This window comes from Flavobacterium sp. ALJ2, assembly GCF_015594725.1.
Taxonomy (GTDB): Bacteria; Bacteroidota; Bacteroidia; order Flavobacteriales; family Flavobacteriaceae; genus Flavobacterium.
Window position 1 is genome coordinate 1 of record NZ_JADNRC010000022.1, and the last position, 16,112, is coordinate 16,112.

Sequence of the window (16,112 nt, forward strand, 5' to 3'; positions counted from 1 at the left end):
GGTATCTATAACATTTATTGTTTGACTTACAGGAAGAGAAACATTATTACATGCATCTTTTGCAGTCCATGTTCTGGTTATCGAATATGTTCCAGGACATGATCCAGGAGTATTTACGTCAACAAAAGTTAGAGATGTTACCGTACCGCTATTATCAGTAGCAGTAGCGACAGCAAAAACAGGTGTCTGCGGACAGTTAATAGTTGAAGTTGCAGGTAATGGGTTAACTATAGGTTTAGTTGAATCTCCGGCAGTAATAGTCACAGAGAGTTGTTGTTGACAGCTATTAGCATCAGTTACGGTCACATTGTAAACTCCAGAAACGATATTTGTTAAATCTTGTGTTGTCGGAGCAAATGCACTTCCATCTTTTGTCCAACTGTAAGTATAAGTACCTGTGCCACCAGTTACAGTTATATCTATTGCACCTGTAGCATCATTGTTACATAATACATTGGTTTTTGATGTTAACGTTACATTCAAAGCAGTTGTGGGTTGTGTAATAGCAATAGTGCTAATTCCTTTACAACCATTTGCATCAGTTGCAGTAACCTCATAAGATCCAACTGTTAAACCAGTTAGGTTTTGATTAGTTGCAAAAGCACTTCCATTTTTTTTCCATGAATAGGTATATGGTGCAACACCACCTGTAGCATTGTTAACTGTAATTGCCCCAGTTGCAGCTCCAAAACATTTTACATTAAGATGTGATGCAGTAGCCTCTGTTACAATAACATTGCTAACTGTTACAACAACAGGTTTAGTATCTGAACAACCAGATGTAAGATTTTTTCCTTTTATGTAATAAGTACCCGCAGTTGCTGCAGTAGGAGTATTATAAGGAATAGTAGCAGCTGCATCTTGCCAATAAGTGTAAGTTAATCCAGCAGTACTACCCGCAGTAACAGCAGGAGCAGTAAGATTAACCGTATTAGGAGAACAAACTGGAGCAGGATTTGTAATTACTAAAGTATTCGTAGCAAAACTTCTTGCTTTTAAAAATACACCTGAATCATACTTTTGATCAGATGCATCGGCAATTGCCATTTTAATTTTATAAGATTGTCCGGGAGTAACTGCATAAGTAGCAGTAAGAACAGTAGTTGAACCATCAAATTCCATAGTTGTTACTCCAGGGGCATTATTTACATAATAAGTCCCATTTTTAGCTACAAAAGGAGTATTATTTATATTAGTCCCAGCAGAATGGATATTGTTTATGGTAACGGCATCATTGTTGGGTAATTGAGCAAGATTTACTGCATTATTAGTATAAGTACCTGTAATCCCAGGACCGCTTAAGAAAAAACCGAAAGCATCGTTAAATTCAGTATCAACATATTCGAGATATTCTTCTGATGCAAATACAAATTGAAATTCAACAAGATTTCCGTCTGGAATAAAATTAAATTCAAGAATGGCAGCATCATGCATTGTTTGTCCAGAAATGTTTGTTAAGTCAGGATCACTTGCTAAATCAACCATTTCGTCTGATTTATTTGTAAAGGTATTAGGACCCATGGCAGAATTTATTTTTCCTGTTGATATCAAAAGCCCTTCATCAATAGGAAAAGTAGAAGTTGCTTTATTATAATACCCTAATTGTCTATCGCCAGCAGTTGCAGACCAGATATGATTATTCCAGGTCCAAGTGTTTCCACTTCTTTGATAATAACCAAACCGAACATTACTTACAACTAAGCAGCCAGAAGTTAATATATTTCTTACTAACCCATCAGCAGTATATCCATTGTTTCCAGCAGCAGGATTAGCAACATCAATAGATCCTGCTGCTGCTAATGCTTGTACAGCAGTTGCACCTGCAAAAGCAGTTTTTTTGGCAGTAGATTTACTTTGGTAAGGTGTATTCCCAATTCTAATCGGAATGTTTTTTTCTTGAGCGTATAAACCAAAAGAAAAAAAGAATAATCCTAAAATAGTTAATAAAGTATTTTTTTTCATAATCTTTAATTTCAAAAATTAATAGTTTCTCTAAAGTGATATCCTAGTGTAATTTTATTTAAATATAATTTTGGGGTGTTTAGTAATTAAGATCCTTCGAATAGATTTTTTCTGTTTGATTTTTCCTTTTTATTGCCTTCATATATTTAACTTTATAGTTTGTGATTTTTTTATTTTTTTAACATAATCAAAGTTATATACTCTCTTTTTAATTGATTTTTTTTTCCTGTAAATGACTTAAATACTCGTTGAAAAGACAATTTTGACCCAAAAAAATCAAAAAAAGATATTTTTATTTTGCGTTTTACGTTTTTTTTAGAAGTAGTTTTTGTGAAAAATTAGCTGTAAAATATTTTTCAAAAATATCTAAATAGGTGATAATGAAGCTATTATGTATTTTTGTTTTTTGTTTCAAACATCGACGAAATACATTTATCATAGATTAAGTACATATTTTTCCTTATAAAAAAGAAGAGGGTATTTTTAAAAAAGTTAAATCTTTAGAATATTTGTGATTGACAAAAAGAGATGTTAAAATTGAAGTGATTTTTTTAAAAATTTATTGTTACTATTTTTTGTTATGTATAGCTCATCACATTAAATTAGAAATATAAAAAATCAACAAAAGAGATGCCTTTATGAAATTCTTTTGTAAATTGTAGCTAAATTTTAAGGTTGTTTTTACGATTTAATCATATAAGTTTCCTTTTTTGGAACTATAGAGATCAAAAAAAGCACCACGTATAAGTCCAAAAAATAAAAGCATATTCCTTATAAAAACAAATAGTATCCGTAATATGAAAAATTTAATATTGATCAGACATGCAAAATCAAGTTGGGAAGCACCTTTAAAAGATTTTGACAGACCTTTGGTAAAAAAAGGAATCCATGATGCGCATGACGTTTCAGCCAGTATTTCAAAATTTCTACCTAAGACCTTTTTGATATGGAGCAGTACAGCAGCAAGAGCTGTAGAAACGGCACTTATTTTTGCGCAAAACATTTCATATCCAATAGAAAGCATCATTTACAAAGACGATCTTTATACGTTTGATGAGAAACAATTAGAAAAGGTTATCAAATCGTGTGATAATGTTTTCGAAAGTGTTATTCTTTTCGGACATAATGAGGCTATTACAAATTTTGTTAATAAATTTGGGGATGTTTTCATAGATAATGTACCTACATCAGGTTTTGTATCACTACAATTTGATACAGAAAGATGGGACAAAATAGATAAAGGCAGAACTCAAAAAACAATTTTCCCTAAAGATTTAAAATGAATACAGTGTACGAACAAAAATATATAGATAGAGAAAAAAGTTGGTTGGCATTTAATGCAAGAGTATTACAGGAAGCAGCAGATATTTCAGTACCATTATTAGACAGATTACGATTTTTAGGAATTTTTTCAAATAATTTAGATGAATTTTTTAGAGTTCGTTATGCAGCAATTCGAAGATTAAGCCTTTCTGGGATTTCAGGCGAAAAATATTTAGGAGGAATATCAGCTCAACAATTAGTTAAAGATATTACTGAAATAGTAATTCAGCAGCAATCTGAGAGTTTAAGAATATTAAGTAATATCGAAAAAGAACTCGAAACAGAGAATATTTTTATTATTACCGAAAATGAGATTACAAAAGATCAGGAAGAATATTTAAAAAATTTCTTTATTGAGAAACTAAGTCCAGAGTTAGTTACCATTATATTAAATGATTTAGCCGAATTTCCGGTTTTAAAGGATACACTGGGGTATTTGGCAGTTCGATTAGAGATGAATCATACCGGAGAAGTTCGATATGCAGTAATAGAAATTCCTAAAACCATCAATCGATTTGTAGTTTTACCATCACATGATGATAAAAATTATATTATTTTGATAGATGATGTCATTAGGCATAATTTGAGTAGTATTTTCACCATTTTTGATTATAAAAGTGTTTCAGCACATATGATAAAAATCACTCGTGATGCACAATTAGACATCGATAGTGATTTGAGTAAAAGTATGCTAGAAAAAATAGCAACATCAGTTAAGGATAGACGAATAGGAGAGCCAGTTCGCTTTATTTATGACCAATTAATAGAGCCAGATACGTTGCAGTTTTTCCTTGAAAAAATGAAAATTATTTCGACAGATAGTATTATCCCAGGAGGAAGATATCATAACCGACGTGATTACATGAATTTTCCTAACCTAGGGAGATATGATTTATTATATAAAACAAATGTACCATTGCCAATTCCTGGATTGGGTATGGAAGGAAGTATATTAGAAAAAATTGGAAAAAAAGATTATTTGCTAAATGCACCATATCAGTCGTTTTCATATGTAACAAAGTTTTTGCGTGAAGCCGCTTTAGATCCAAAAGTCACAACGATTAAGATTACATTATATCGTTTAGCTAAGAATTCTCAAATTATCAGTTCATTAATAAATGCTGCTAAAAATGGAAAAAAGGTAACAGTGCAAATAGAGTTACAGGCTCGATTTGATGAAGCTTCTAATATTTCGTATGCTGAGCAAATGCAAACAGAAGGAATAGAACTTATTTTTGGAATTAAAGGGTTAAAAGTACATAGTAAAATATGTGTGATCGAAAGAATAGATGAAGGGAAAACTAAAAGATATGGATTTATTTCGACAGGAAATTTCAATGAATCAACGGCAAAAATTTATACTGATGTTACATTATTTACCAGTCACCAACAAATTCTAAAAGATATATCCAAGATATTTGAATTTTTCGATATTAATTATAGAGTGCATCGATACAAGCATTTAATTGTATCACCACATTATACAAGATCCAAATTTGTAAAGTTAATAGATAGAGAAATTTTACATGCGTTGGCAGGTCGTAAAACATATATAAAGCTTAAAATGAATAGTTTATCCGATTTTAAAATGATAGATAAATTATATGAAGCTAGTAATGCAGGAGTGAAAGTACAGTTGCAAGTAAGAGGAATTTGCTCATTGATCCCAGGTATACCAGGAATGAGCGAAAATATAGAAGCAATAAGTATTGTCGATAACTATCTGGAACATTCAAGAGTTTATATTTTTGGAAATGCAGGATTAAGCGAAGTATATATATCATCAGCCGATTTTATGACCAGAAACCTTGATGGAAGAGTCGAGGTAACTTGTCCTATTTATGATATGGCAATTAAAAATGATTTAATAGATAACTTTAATATTGCCTGGAAAGGAAATGTAAAAGTGCGTTTTCATTCATATAGACTGGATAATAAATACAAAGCGAGAAATCATCATGCTGTGTTTAGAGCACAATTAGAAACATACAAATATTATCAAAACAAAGTAAATGATATAGAAGAAGTTGTATAAAATCTAAAAGAGCAACTTTATGTATCAAGATACTTAATTTCAAATCATAATTAAGAATGATTAAAATAAAAAAATATGGGGCAATCGATATTGGATCAAATGCCATGCGATTGTTAATTTCCAATGTTGTAGAACAAGAAGGTAAGGAACCTCAATTTAATAAAAGTTCACTAGTACGTGTACCGATTCGTTTAGGACAAGATGCATTTACAGTTGGAGAAATATCAGAAGAAAATATCGAAAGAATGTGTGATGCAATGAAAGCATTTAATCTTTTGATGAAAGTACATAAAGTAGAACGTTATATGGCATTTGCAACTTCAGCAATGAGGGAAGCCTATAATGGTAAAGAAGTAGTAGCGATAATCAAGAAAAAAGCAGATATAAAGATTGAAATTATTGACGGAAAAAAAGAAGCAGCTATAATTGCATCAACAGATTTACATCATTTGCTAAAAACAGATCAAACTTATCTTTTTGTAGATGTTGGCGGCGGAAGTACAGAATTCACATTATTCTCTAATGGAAAATTGGTTACTTCAAGATCTTTTAAAGCGGGAACAGTGCGGTTATTAAACGGTATGGTTTGCGATGTAGTGTGGAATGAAATTGAAAAATGGATTAGAGCAAACACAGAAGAATACGAAGAAGTGACGCTTATCGGATCAGGAGGAAACATTAATAAATTATTTAAAATGTCGGGAAAACATCAAGATAAGCCATTGTCATACATTTATGTGAATTCGCAGTATGCTTTTTTAAATTCCTTAACATACGATCAAAGAATTGCAGAATTAGGACTTAATCCCGATCGTGCCGATGTTATCATACCTGCAACAAGAATATATCTTAATGCAATGAAATGGAGTGGAGCAAGACAGATTTATGTTCCTAAGATTGGACTTTCAGATGGTATCGTAAAAGCGATGTATTACGGAAAAATATAGCAAGTTAAAATTAACGGGTTATATATAATTAATTTTGACATATAGAAACATGGAATTTATATTCTATAAAAAGGTGTTTTATTTATTTTGAGCCCTTTTTTATACTTAAGATCTGTTTTTTTATGTGTTTTAAAATATTTTTAGTAACTATATTTTACGTTGTTAAACTTTATAATTTATGAATAAAGCGAGATTAGAGGCATTTAGTGATGGCGTTTTGGCAATTATAATTACCATAATGATTCTTGAAATAAAAGTTCCAGAAGGAAATAATTTCACCGATTTAATACCACTATTTCCAAAATTTATAAGTTATGTTTTGAGTTTTATTTACGTAGGTATTTATTGGAACAATCATCATTATTTACTTCATGGACTTACCAAAGTCGATGGAAAAATTCTTTGGGCCAATTTGCATTTGCTTTTTTGGCTTTCGCTAATTCCAGTTTCAACAGGTTGGATGGGAGAACACTCTTTTTCAAAAGCAGCCATGGCTTTATATGGATTAATTTTATTATTATCTGCAGTAGCATATTTTATTTTACAACAAATTATAATCAAAAACGAAGGAAAGGATTCAGTTTTAGCAAAAGCAATAGGGAAAGATCGAAGAGGAAAAGCTTCAACAGTTTTATATATTTTAGGAATTATTTTTTCGTTTTATAACGAATGGATTTCGGGAGCTTGTTATCTAATCGTAGCATTGATGTGGTTGGTTCCTGATAAAAGAATCGAAAAACTTTTTATTTCTGCTGGAAAAAAAGATTGATTTATAAGAAGCTGTAATTTTAAGTATTCTATGTATTTACAATAAAAATAATGAAACAAATATTCCAGTCTCTTCAAGTTTTACCTTTTGATGAATTAAATAAACTAGATGGTTTAATTATAAAGAAGAAATTAAAAAAAGGAGATTTCTTAATTCAGGTAACGCAAATATCCAAAGAAATTGTTTTGATAAAATTAGGTGCCTTACGCTCTTTTTATATTAATAGTGAAGGAGAAGAAATTACAAACTGTATTACATTCGAGAATGAATTTATGGCAGCTTTTGCCAGCTTTATTACCCAGAAACCAACAGAAGAAAATATTCAGGCGTTATTTGATACGGAGCTCGAAGTTATAAGTCATACTGATATAGAGCATCTTTATGAGAATAGTATCCATTGGCAAAAAGTAGGACGAATAATAGCCGAAATGCAATATATAAACTTGGAGCAACGCATTTTATCTTTTCAGAAACTGACAGGAAAAGAACGATATGAAACACTTTTTAAAAATCATCCCAATTATATTCAGTTGATTCCGTTACAGTATTTAGCTTCTTTTTTAGGAGTTACACCAAGGCACTTAAGCCGAATCCGGAAAGCTATTTTATAGGACATTTGTCTAGTAACCGAGAGATGTTTAGTCATTATGTTTGCTAAAAATAATATGTAATGATGCGAAAAAATATTTTAGTAATTGGAGGAACAGGATTAGTTGGCAAGGTTATTTTACGGATACTTAAAGAAAGAAATCCTAATTATAACTTATTTATAGGGAGTAGACAATTAGGAAATACAGCTAATAATCTAGTTATTGATGTGACTAATCCTAAAACTTTTGATAGTATTATAAATAATAAAATTGATCTAATTGTATTGTGTACAAAAGACAGTAACAATGAAATCCTAAAGTTTGCTATACAAAACAAGCTAGACTATATTGATATTACAAAACCTACTCCAGATTTAACAATTGCATACGATCTAGCAATAGTAAATAAGCAAAGTATAAATAGTTGTATCATTTTTGGTTCAGGCTGGATGGGTGGAATTGTAGGGAACTTGGTAGATTTTATGGAACCAGATAAGCGTGAAATTCAAGAAACAAGTCTTTATATCTATTATTCTATAAAGGATTTGGCGGGGAAAAGTTCAGCAAATTTTTTGGCAGAAAATGTGTGTAAGCCCTTTATTGTCTATAAAAATAATAAACCACAAAATGTTAAGCATTTTTTGAATTCTAAAAAACATAACTTCTCATTTGAGATAGGAAAGCGTCAAGTTTATAATCTTGATGTTCCAGATTTATTTATTTTAAATCAGATCGAAAAGATACCAACCGTTTCAGTTAAAATGACCTATAATTCTAAATTTATAACTAGTTTAATGGGATATTTTCAATCGCTTAAGATTTTTAATATCATGTCTTTAAAAGAAAGACAATTGATGTTTGGTTCAAGCGGAAACGGAGATCAAACAGTTTTTGACATCATTATTAAAACTCAGGATGAAACAAAAAGTGTTAGTTTGCAAAGTGTAAAAGGTCAAGCCGAATTAACCGCATTTTCTACTGTTTTACATATTGAAAAGGTGTTAAATGATGCTTTAGAGAGAGGAGTTTATTTTAGTCATCAAATACATTCGTCGCAAAAAATTTACGAAGCGTTAAATAGTTATAGTACCATTAATCTAAAAATAAGCTAATTAGATATGAAAAATATTCTCATTATTAATGGACATCCTAATTCGGCAAGTTTTAATTTTGCCTTAGCAGAAGCCTATAAAAAAGGAGCTTTGAAATCTGATTCAAAAGTAGAAACAATTACAATAGCCGACCTAAAGTTTAATCCCAATTTGCAATTTGGTTATCAAAAAAGAACCGAATTAGAACCAGATTTATTAGAATCTTGGGAGAAAATAAAACGAGCAGATCACTTGGTTTGGATTCACCCTGTTTGGTGGGGAGGTTTGCCAGCAATTACTAAAGGGTTTATTGATCGACTTTTTTTGCCAGGAATGGCTTTCCAATACCGTGAAAACTCTATTTGGTGGGATAAATTCTTAAAAGGTAAAACAGCTCATATTATTACAACTCTAGATCAGCCAGGTTGGTATTACAGAATGTTTTTTGGGAGACCAAGTGTTAATCAATTACGTAAATCTACCCTAGAGTTTTGTGGAGTAAAGCCAGTCAAAGTTAGTTATATAGGAGTAGTAAAAACATCCGATAGCAATCAAAAAGAAAAATGGTTGACAAAAGTTTATAATTTCGGACTAAAGAATAAGTAGTTAAGGTATTGAATTACTTTTTGGTTCAATAACTATTAGAATAGACTTTTAAACCTTCGACTTACTTAAGTATGTAAATCTAATCCAAATGTTGTTCTTAAAAGTTCAATGTTTGGGTTTATTTCTAATAAACGATTATAACGATCTTGATCATTGTAACTTCTTTTACTTTCATAAGCTTCATTTACAATTATGTCAATAGTGATGTCATGATTGTGTAAATGACCTTTTAAATGACCTAATAAACCATGTAACTCTTTCTCAAAATCTAGTTTAGAACCTTCATTAGGCAATTCGATAGAAATTGAAGTTCCGTTTAAAACAGGATCATTAATAAGTAATAAAGACTCCATTATCTTAAAACCTTTCTCTCCTAAACGTTGTGCATATCTATTCCACTGCAATAACATTTCTGTTTCAGTAAATTCCTCAGTAGGTAAATGAGTAGTAGGTTTTACATAAGATTTGCTACTTGCCTCTAATTCTTTTTTCTTACGAATACTAGATAAAGAGAATGCCGAAATACCTGGCTTTGCTGCACCCTGAATAATAGGAGGATTAACTACAGGAGCTTTTTCGGAAACTACAGGTTCAGATTTTACAGGTTCTGGAGCAGAATTTGGAGTTGCTACAGGAGTAATAGAATCTTCTTTCTTATTGGCAGGAGCTTTAACTTCTGAGATAGAGAAAGTAGGATTTCTATAATAAGTAGGTGGAATTATGTATTGCTCAACTTTTTTTTTTCTCCATCAAAGTTGATAGAGGCCAATTGCATCAAACTAAGTTCAACCAAAAGTCGCTGATTTTGACTTAGTTTATATTTTAAATCGCAATCATTGGCAATTTCAATTCCTTTTAATAAAAATTCCTGAGAAGCTTTTTGAGACTGTACTCCATACATTTGTTGCGCTTGTTCACCAACTTCCAGAAGCGACAAGGTTGCAGGAGTTTTACTTACCAATAAATCTCTAAAATGCGATGCTAAGCCAGCAATAAAATGATGTCCGTCAAAGCCTTTAGCAAGGATATCATTGTACGCCATTAACAATTCAGGGATTTTATTTTCAAGGATAAAATCAGTGATAGAAATGTAGGTTTCGTAATCTAAAACGTTTAAGTTTTCGGTAACAGCCTGACGCGTTAAATTGGTACCACAATAAGAAACAACTCGGTCAAAAATAGACAAAGCATCACGCATAGCTCCATCAGCTTTTTGTGCAATAATATGTAGTGCATCATCTTCATAAACGACACCTTGACTTGTTGCAACTTCAGCTAGATGTTCTTTAGCATCTTTTACCGTAATTCTTTTGAAATCAAAAATTTGACAGCGAGATAAAATCGTTGGAATGATTTTATGTTTCTCAGTTGTTGCCAATATAAAGATGGCATGTTTAGGTGGTTCTTCTAATGTTTTCAAAAAAGCATTAAAAGCTGCTGATGACAGCATATGTACCTCGTCAATAATATATACTTTATATTGTCCTGTTTGTGGTGGGATTCGAACCTGATCAATCAAGTTACGAATATCATCTACAGAGTTGTTTGAAGCTGCATCAAGTTCAAAAACGTTAAATGCAAAATCTTCGTTTGGATCATCATAGCCAGGTTGGTTTATTTTACGAGCAAGAATACGTGCACAAGTTGTTTTACCAACTCCACGAGGTCCTGTAAATAATAAAGCCGAAGCTAGATGATTGCTATCTATGGCGTTAAGTAAAGTGTTGGTAATGGCTTTTTGTCCCACAACATCTTTAAATGTCTGCGGGCGATATTTACGAGCCGATACTACAAATTGTTCCATAGAATGTTTATTGAATAGCAAAGATAGAGTATAATTTAAAGATTTAAAAATTTAAATATTGAAAGATTTTGTACGTTTATATGCGTATTGAATTTTAATTAATTACTATTAAATAATAGACTTAGTTTTTTAGTAATGATTAGATTTATGTATTTAGTTATTCATTTTTATAATGTTAATTATTAATGAAAAAAATAATTATTTTAGCTAGAAATAAAATTATATATTATTGTTTAATTGGTGTAAAATGAATTTATTCTATTATTTAGAAGACTCTTTTTAATAGTAATTTTTATAAATATAGGTAAGATGAAAAATAATAAAAGGCAATTATCAGCAGAACAAACTTCGACCATACTTGATATCTTAAAAACTCGTTTTGAGCAAAACAGCAACCGTCATCAGGCTATTGAATGGTTTAAAGTACAAATTAAACTTGAAGCAAATGCCGAAAAAATGTGGTCGCTAAATGAAATGGAAATAACCCAAGGCGAGCCAGACGTTGTAGGTTATGATAAGATTACTGATGAATATATATTTTATGATTGTTCTCCCGAAAGCCCCAAAGGGCGCAGAAGTATCTGTTATGATCAGGAAGCGCTGGAAAAAAGAAAAGAAAATAAACCAAAAGATAGTGCTGTGAATATAGCAACCAATATGGGTATTGAGATTTTGAATGAAAAACAATATCGTGAATTACAACTACTTGGTAAATTTGACACCAAAACATCAAGCTGGATAGTAACGCCAGTAGATATCAGAAAGCTAGGAGGTGCCCTTTTTGCAGATTTTCGTTATAATACTGTTTTTGTGTATCACAACGGTGCAGATTCGTATTATGCTGCTAGAGGATTTAGAGGGATGCTAAGAGTTTAGATCTAAAGCTATTTGTGTAGATATACGTTTAGGTTTATTCTTTGAAATGATAAACTAGAGATTAATGAAAAGAGGTTAATAAGTCTCTTTTTTGTTGAATTTTAAATTTGGGATTATAAAAGCAATTAAGAATAGGATAAATGCTTTTATATCTTAAATTAGGACGGATGCTATAAGAATTCTTATACTAGTATTGAGTATACCTAAGCAAAGAAGTTAAGTTTTTGTTAATCAGATAAAATGAATATTTGTTGTAAATAAGATAATTTATATGTATTATTGTATAAAAATAAGTAATAACTTACAATAATATATTATTTGCTATGTTTGAAAACTTTAGGAATGATGAAGGGCTTGGACAGTATATTTCATATGCTGCCTATAATAGCGATCTATTACAATTAGTTGATTTTTATGGACAAACACCATTTGATTGGTACAGAAATAAAAAAACGGGTCAAATAATTTGGCTTGACGGACGTGCTGAAATTGACTACTATTCTAATTTAGGGCATACCTGGGGGAAGACCTTTGCTAATGGTAATCGAATATTATTAGATGGAGACACCAAACTAATAACTTATAACGGAGAAGTTATTCATGATTTTAGTAAAAAATCATTTCATTTTATAGGAATCCCAAAACCATTCCGTTTTGGAGGAATTGCATTTTCTGACGGAGGAAACAATCAAGACCCAAGCTCATTGCGCAGAGGTACAAGAGATGCTACATGGATTGATTTTAGAGGTGCTTTAGAAGCTCTTACTATTATAATGGGATTTGAAAGAAGAGGTAGCACTCGTAAAGGAAAAGGAACTAATGGGGGAAAACCAACAAGGGAAAACAAAGTCGATGATTTTGTGACAGCAACCGATCATGGGGCGAATGCCATAAAAGCTGGGAAATCTGTAAAAGAAGAGGCAAATAAAGAAAAACCAACTCCAGCCTCTTCTCAAAAAACAGAATATATTCAAATAGTTAATAATCCTAGTGACCCAAATAAAAATGAATTTGTGAGAAGAGATATTTATGAATCACAACAAAAAAAAATAAATGAAAAAAAGAAATAAAATAATACTAGTTGTAATTTCTGTCACACTTTTTGCAATATTACTACTTCATTTTTATTTTAAAGATGAAAAAGTTTATACTTTAAAACAATATTTTCCAGATACAAAAATAACAGATATATCAGAATATATTATTAGAAATGGGGATACTATTTTCGAAGGTAAGTTCACACAATACAATGAACAAGGTATTAAAGTAGCTGAGGGTAATTTTGTAAATGGACATATAAATGGTATTTGTTCTTACTACTATGATAATGGTAATCTAGAATCTACTCACTATAGAGAAAACAGCAAAATCACTTTAGAAAGTACTTTTTATGACACAACTGGATTGATAAATAAATATGTTATGTATACTGATTCTGGAAAATCATGCTTTATTATTAGCTATGATGAAAAAGGAGTAAGGAAATATTCAGGATTTCCATTATTAGAAGTGTATCAAAATAATATTAAAACTGAGCAAATGTTAAGAGTTGGAGATACCTTAAAATATCAATATTTATTAGCTAATTTACCAAATACCAAACGTAGTTTTAAAGTAAAAAACAGGAGTATCGATGATAGTGATATCAAAAGAACTACAAAGCATCGCCCACCAACAAAGGTTAATGTAGAAGAAGTTCTTATTAAAAAAGGTATAAATAAAATTAGTGCAATTGTAGAATATAATTTTGAGGATAAAATCACTCCTGTCTTTAAAGATACAATTACTTTCGAAGTAAATGTGAACTAATCAATATTGCTTAATTAGTATCGATTAGAAGAAGCGCCTTTAAATCTCAACAAAAATGAAATAATGAAAAAGAAATATATAATAATAGTGTTCTCTGTGATACTTTGTTTTATCGCCTTTGGTTTTTATTTATATGATATAAAACAAAAAAAAGAGATGTCTGAATATGTTATTAAAAATGGAGAGTCCGTTATTGATGACAAATTAGTGTATAATAACGAGAAAGGAAATGAGGTCGTTGAAGAAAGGATTGATAATTTTCCATCAGGAAAAATTATGCGTTATACATCATACGATGATTCAGGTATGCAAGCTTTTACTATTCTTTTTGATGAAAAAGGGAACGTCGAAAACTTTAAAGGACATCCATTAATAGAAACCTATCAAAATAAAATAGCAAGCAAAAGGAGACTTAAAGAAAATGTTAATCAATATTTGAGAGTTGGAGACACCTTAAAACATCACTATTTAATAGCAAATATACCTAATGCTAAACGTACTTTAAAGATTGAAAATGTAGGTAATACAAAAGCTAAACGAACATTAAAAAAAACATCTCAGACAGGCATTGAAGTAAAAGAAATATTAATTAAAAAGGGAATTAATACAATAGAAACAGTTGTTAATTATAAATTCAATGATAAAGAAAAAACTTCTCTTACTTATACAGAATCTTTTGAGGTAGAGGTTAATTAAGTGAAAAACATCCATAATTTAATTAATGTAAATGTGCATTTATATTAATTAATACCGAAATCATTTTTATAAATGACCTTGTTTTTTAGCAACTTATAGCAAAGCAAAATTTTCATTTCTAATAGAGTAAGAATATAATTATCTTTGCTTCATAATAACCACTTTTTAATGAAGAAATCCATCGCCTATCTGCCACAAAAGAAACAAAGAGATCTTCTTCGTTTTGTAGAACAAATAACTGCAAGACTTCCAAAAACTCAAATGATTATTCTTTACGGAAGTTATGCAAGAAATGAATATGTAGATTGTGACGAAAAAGTAGAATTTGGCATTCCTACTTCATATAGGAGCGATTATGATATACTCGTAGTAACAGATGGAGTAGCCGACCAAAGAGCAACCCGAATGCTTGATGCGGTTGATGATATGTATTATCGAGATCCAGATTTGCAAACTCCAGTTGAGTTTATTCATGAAAATATAAAACGATTAAATGAATATATCGATACAGGCAGATATTTTTATACGCAGATAAAAGAAGAAGGGATTGTACTTTATGATAGTGAAAAGTTTACTCTTGCAGAACAGCGCCCACTTCGTTTTGACGAAATAAAACAACAAGCAGAAGAATATTTTAAAGATAAATATGAAAGTGCCAATGAGTTTTTTGAGATTGCTTTATATAGTTATGAAAAAGAATTATATAAAAAAGCATCCTTTCTTCTTCATCAAGCCTGCGAAAATTATTTTCAGACGATTCGATTGGTGCATACATTAACCAATCCAAAACAACATAATTTGTCCAAATTATTTTCTTTTACAAGAAAATATTCATCAGATTTGCCATCTGTTTTTCCTAATGATACCATCGAAGAAAAACGATTATTCGAACTCTTAAAAAGTGCCTATATCGAAGCACGTTATAATCCAAAGTTTATAGTAACAAAAGAAGATATCGACGCATTGTTGCCCAAAGTAAAACGTTTATTAGAAATAACAAAGCAAGTAAGTGAGGCTAAAATTGCCGAATACGCAAAACTAATTAAGGCTTAGAGCAAAAAACAGAAATGACTTTTTATAGTCATTTCTGTTTCATTTTCAACCCAAAAAAAATAGGTTAATACCAAAAAAATAATTAGTTTTATCTAGTATATACTGTAATTATTCCTGCTGCATCTTTTAGTTTTAATTCGCTAAGAGTTAGATTTACGATATCCTGAGTTTTAGTTTCACCATCAATAACGGTTGTCAGGTTATTATGTGATCTGGAATAGATTCCAGCACTTGTAGTTAATGCACAAGCACTAATTGTAGAATCGTAATCTCCTTCTGTTGCAGTGTTATCGATTTTAAGTTCAAGATAATCTTTGCTACAGCCAGTTTGATTTTGAGGAGCATCGACCAAAGTTTCTGTTCCGCTAACAACAGTACCTACTTTACTAAGATCCCATTTTCCAGAAAGAGGTATCAGTGTTTCTCCTTCATTGTCATCACTACTACATGAAGTTGTAAATAATCCGATACTTAATAATATTGCGAGTAATATGCTTTTGTTTTTCATTTTAAAATATTTAAATTGTTAGATGCTAATGTAGTCGCAACAT

At 30.6% G+C, this 16,112-nt stretch carries 16 protein-coding genes; 12 read left to right on the forward strand and 4 right to left on the reverse strand.

The features are described 5' to 3' along the window. A partial coding sequence (locus IUY40_RS17985) for a choice-of-anchor L domain-containing protein (protein WP_195738249.1) occupies nucleotides 1–1,962 on the reverse strand: 1,962 nt, incomplete at its 3' end. Nucleotides 1,963–2,759: 797 nt separating this feature from the next. Here IUY40_RS17985 and IUY40_RS17990 point away from each other — a divergent pair. From IUY40_RS17990 to IUY40_RS18020, 7 genes are all read left to right on the forward strand, one after another. After that, a complete protein-coding gene (locus tag IUY40_RS17990) occupies nucleotides 2,760–3,245 on the forward strand; it encodes a histidine phosphatase family protein (protein ID WP_195738250.1) in 486 nt (161 codons plus the stop codon). Further along, a complete protein-coding gene (gene ppk1 / locus IUY40_RS17995) occupies nucleotides 3,242–5,320 on the forward strand; it encodes a polyphosphate kinase 1 (protein WP_229335646.1) in 2,079 nt (692 codons plus the stop codon). The genes IUY40_RS17990 and ppk1 overlap by 4 nt, the downstream gene beginning before the upstream one ends. A gap of 56 nt (nucleotides 5,321–5,376) precedes the next feature. Next, complete coding sequence (locus IUY40_RS18000) at nucleotides 5,377–6,267, forward strand: rod shape-determining protein (RefSeq protein ID WP_195738251.1); 891 nt, start codon at nucleotides 5,377–5,379, stop codon at nucleotides 6,265–6,267. 178 nt (nucleotides 6,268–6,445) lie between these two features. Beyond that, on the forward strand, nucleotides 6,446–7,036 hold the full coding sequence (locus IUY40_RS18005) for a TMEM175 family protein (RefSeq protein WP_195738252.1): 591 nt from the start codon (nucleotides 6,446–6,448) through the stop codon (nucleotides 7,034–7,036). 50 nt (nucleotides 7,037–7,086) lie between these two features. Continuing rightward, the gene (locus IUY40_RS18010) at nucleotides 7,087–7,647 is read left to right on the forward strand and encodes a cyclic nucleotide-binding domain-containing protein (protein ID WP_195738253.1); all 561 of its coding nucleotides are present in this window, start codon (nucleotides 7,087–7,089) and stop codon (nucleotides 7,645–7,647) included. Between the two features lie 59 nt (nucleotides 7,648–7,706). Further along, on the forward strand, nucleotides 7,707–8,738 hold the full coding sequence (locus tag IUY40_RS18015; protein WP_229335647.1) for an NAD-dependent epimerase/dehydratase family protein: 1,032 nt from the start codon (nucleotides 7,707–7,709) through the stop codon (nucleotides 8,736–8,738). A 6-nt stretch (nucleotides 8,739–8,744) separates the two neighbouring features. Continuing rightward, a complete protein-coding gene (locus IUY40_RS18020) occupies nucleotides 8,745–9,323 on the forward strand; it encodes an NAD(P)H-dependent oxidoreductase (RefSeq protein ID WP_195738254.1) in 579 nt (192 codons plus the stop codon). A gap of 65 nt (nucleotides 9,324–9,388) precedes the next feature. On the opposite strand, the gene IUY40_RS18025 is transcribed toward IUY40_RS18020, so the two are convergent. Together IUY40_RS18025 and dnaX are read right to left on the reverse strand one after the other, a co-directional pair. Then, complete coding sequence (locus tag IUY40_RS18025; RefSeq protein ID WP_195738255.1) at nucleotides 9,389–9,733, reverse strand: DNA polymerase III; 345 nt, start codon at nucleotides 9,731–9,733, stop codon at nucleotides 9,389–9,391. Nucleotides 9,734–10,041: 308 nt separating this feature from the next. Beyond that, nucleotides 10,042–11,127, reverse strand: a complete 1,086-nt coding sequence (dnaX, locus tag IUY40_RS18030; RefSeq protein ID WP_195738256.1) for a DNA polymerase III subunit gamma/tau — start codon at nucleotides 11,125–11,127, stop codon at nucleotides 10,042–10,044. 309 nt (nucleotides 11,128–11,436) lie between these two features. On the opposite strand from dnaX, the gene IUY40_RS18035 reads away from it, so the two are divergent. The 5 genes from IUY40_RS18035 to IUY40_RS18055 all read left to right on the forward strand — a co-directional run bounded on the left by IUY40_RS18035 (nucleotide 11,437) and on the right by IUY40_RS18055 (nucleotide 15,561). Further along, complete coding sequence (locus tag IUY40_RS18035) at nucleotides 11,437–12,003, forward strand: DUF4256 domain-containing protein (protein WP_229335650.1); 567 nt, start codon at nucleotides 11,437–11,439, stop codon at nucleotides 12,001–12,003. 323 nt (nucleotides 12,004–12,326) lie between these two features. Next, on the forward strand, nucleotides 12,327–13,073 hold the full coding sequence (locus IUY40_RS18040; RefSeq protein ID WP_195738257.1) for a hypothetical protein: 747 nt from the start codon (nucleotides 12,327–12,329) through the stop codon (nucleotides 13,071–13,073). After that, the gene (locus tag IUY40_RS18045) at nucleotides 13,057–13,812 is read left to right on the forward strand and encodes a hypothetical protein (protein ID WP_195738258.1); all 756 of its coding nucleotides are present in this window, start codon (nucleotides 13,057–13,059) and stop codon (nucleotides 13,810–13,812) included. Before IUY40_RS18040 ends, IUY40_RS18045 begins: the two co-directional genes overlap by 17 nt. Nucleotides 13,813–13,875: 63 nt before the next feature. After that, nucleotides 13,876–14,508: a hypothetical protein gene (locus IUY40_RS18050; protein ID WP_195738259.1), complete on the forward strand. Its 633-nt coding sequence runs from the start codon at nucleotides 13,876–13,878 to the stop codon at nucleotides 14,506–14,508. A gap of 168 nt (nucleotides 14,509–14,676) precedes the next feature. Further along, nucleotides 14,677–15,561 carry a HEPN domain-containing protein gene (locus IUY40_RS18055; RefSeq protein ID WP_195738260.1) on the forward strand — a complete coding sequence of 295 codons (885 nt, stop codon included), beginning with the start codon at nucleotides 14,677–14,679 and terminating at the stop codon, nucleotides 15,559–15,561. Nucleotides 15,562–15,649: 88 nt separating this feature from the next. Here IUY40_RS18055 and IUY40_RS18060 read toward each other — a convergent pair whose 3' ends face one another. Continuing rightward, nucleotides 15,650–16,069: a lipocalin family protein gene (locus IUY40_RS18060; protein WP_195738261.1), complete on the reverse strand. Its 420-nt coding sequence runs from the start codon at nucleotides 16,067–16,069 to the stop codon at nucleotides 15,650–15,652. Between the last annotated feature and the right edge of the window lie 43 nt (nucleotides 16,070–16,112).

Coding starts and splice junctions, on each gene's coding strand:
- IUY40_RS17990 (WP_195738250.1), top strand. CDS start 2,760: ATGAAAAATTTAATATTGATCAGACATGCAAAATCAAGTTGGGAAGCA.
- ppk1 (WP_229335646.1), top strand. CDS start 3,242: ATGAATACAGTGTACGAACAAAAATATATAGATAGAGAAAAAAGTTGG.
- IUY40_RS18000 (WP_195738251.1), top strand. CDS start 5,377: ATGATTAAAATAAAAAAATATGGGGCAATCGATATTGGATCAAATGCC.
- IUY40_RS18005 (WP_195738252.1), top strand. CDS start 6,446: ATGAATAAAGCGAGATTAGAGGCATTTAGTGATGGCGTTTTGGCAATT.
- IUY40_RS18010 (WP_195738253.1), top strand. CDS start 7,087: ATGAAACAAATATTCCAGTCTCTTCAAGTTTTACCTTTTGATGAATTA.
- IUY40_RS18015 (WP_229335647.1), top strand. CDS start 7,707: ATGATGCGAAAAAATATTTTAGTAATTGGAGGAACAGGATTAGTTGGC.
- IUY40_RS18020 (WP_195738254.1), top strand. CDS start 8,745: ATGAAAAATATTCTCATTATTAATGGACATCCTAATTCGGCAAGTTTT.
- IUY40_RS18025 (WP_195738255.1), bottom strand. CDS start 9,733: ATGTTATTGCAGTGGAATAGATATGCACAACGTTTAGGAGAGAAAGGT.
- dnaX (WP_195738256.1), bottom strand. CDS start 11,127: ATGGAACAATTTGTAGTATCGGCTCGTAAATATCGCCCGCAGACATTT.
- IUY40_RS18035 (WP_229335650.1), top strand. CDS start 11,437: ATGAAAAATAATAAAAGGCAATTATCAGCAGAACAAACTTCGACCATA.
- IUY40_RS18040 (WP_195738257.1), top strand. CDS start 12,327: ATGTTTGAAAACTTTAGGAATGATGAAGGGCTTGGACAGTATATTTCA.
- IUY40_RS18045 (WP_195738258.1), top strand. CDS start 13,057: ATGAAAAAAAGAAATAAAATAATACTAGTTGTAATTTCTGTCACACTT.
- IUY40_RS18050 (WP_195738259.1), top strand. CDS start 13,876: ATGAAAAAGAAATATATAATAATAGTGTTCTCTGTGATACTTTGTTTT.
- IUY40_RS18055 (WP_195738260.1), top strand. CDS start 14,677: ATGAAGAAATCCATCGCCTATCTGCCACAAAAGAAACAAAGAGATCTT.
- IUY40_RS18060 (WP_195738261.1), bottom strand. CDS start 16,069: ATGAAAAACAAAAGCATATTACTCGCAATATTATTAAGTATCGGATTA.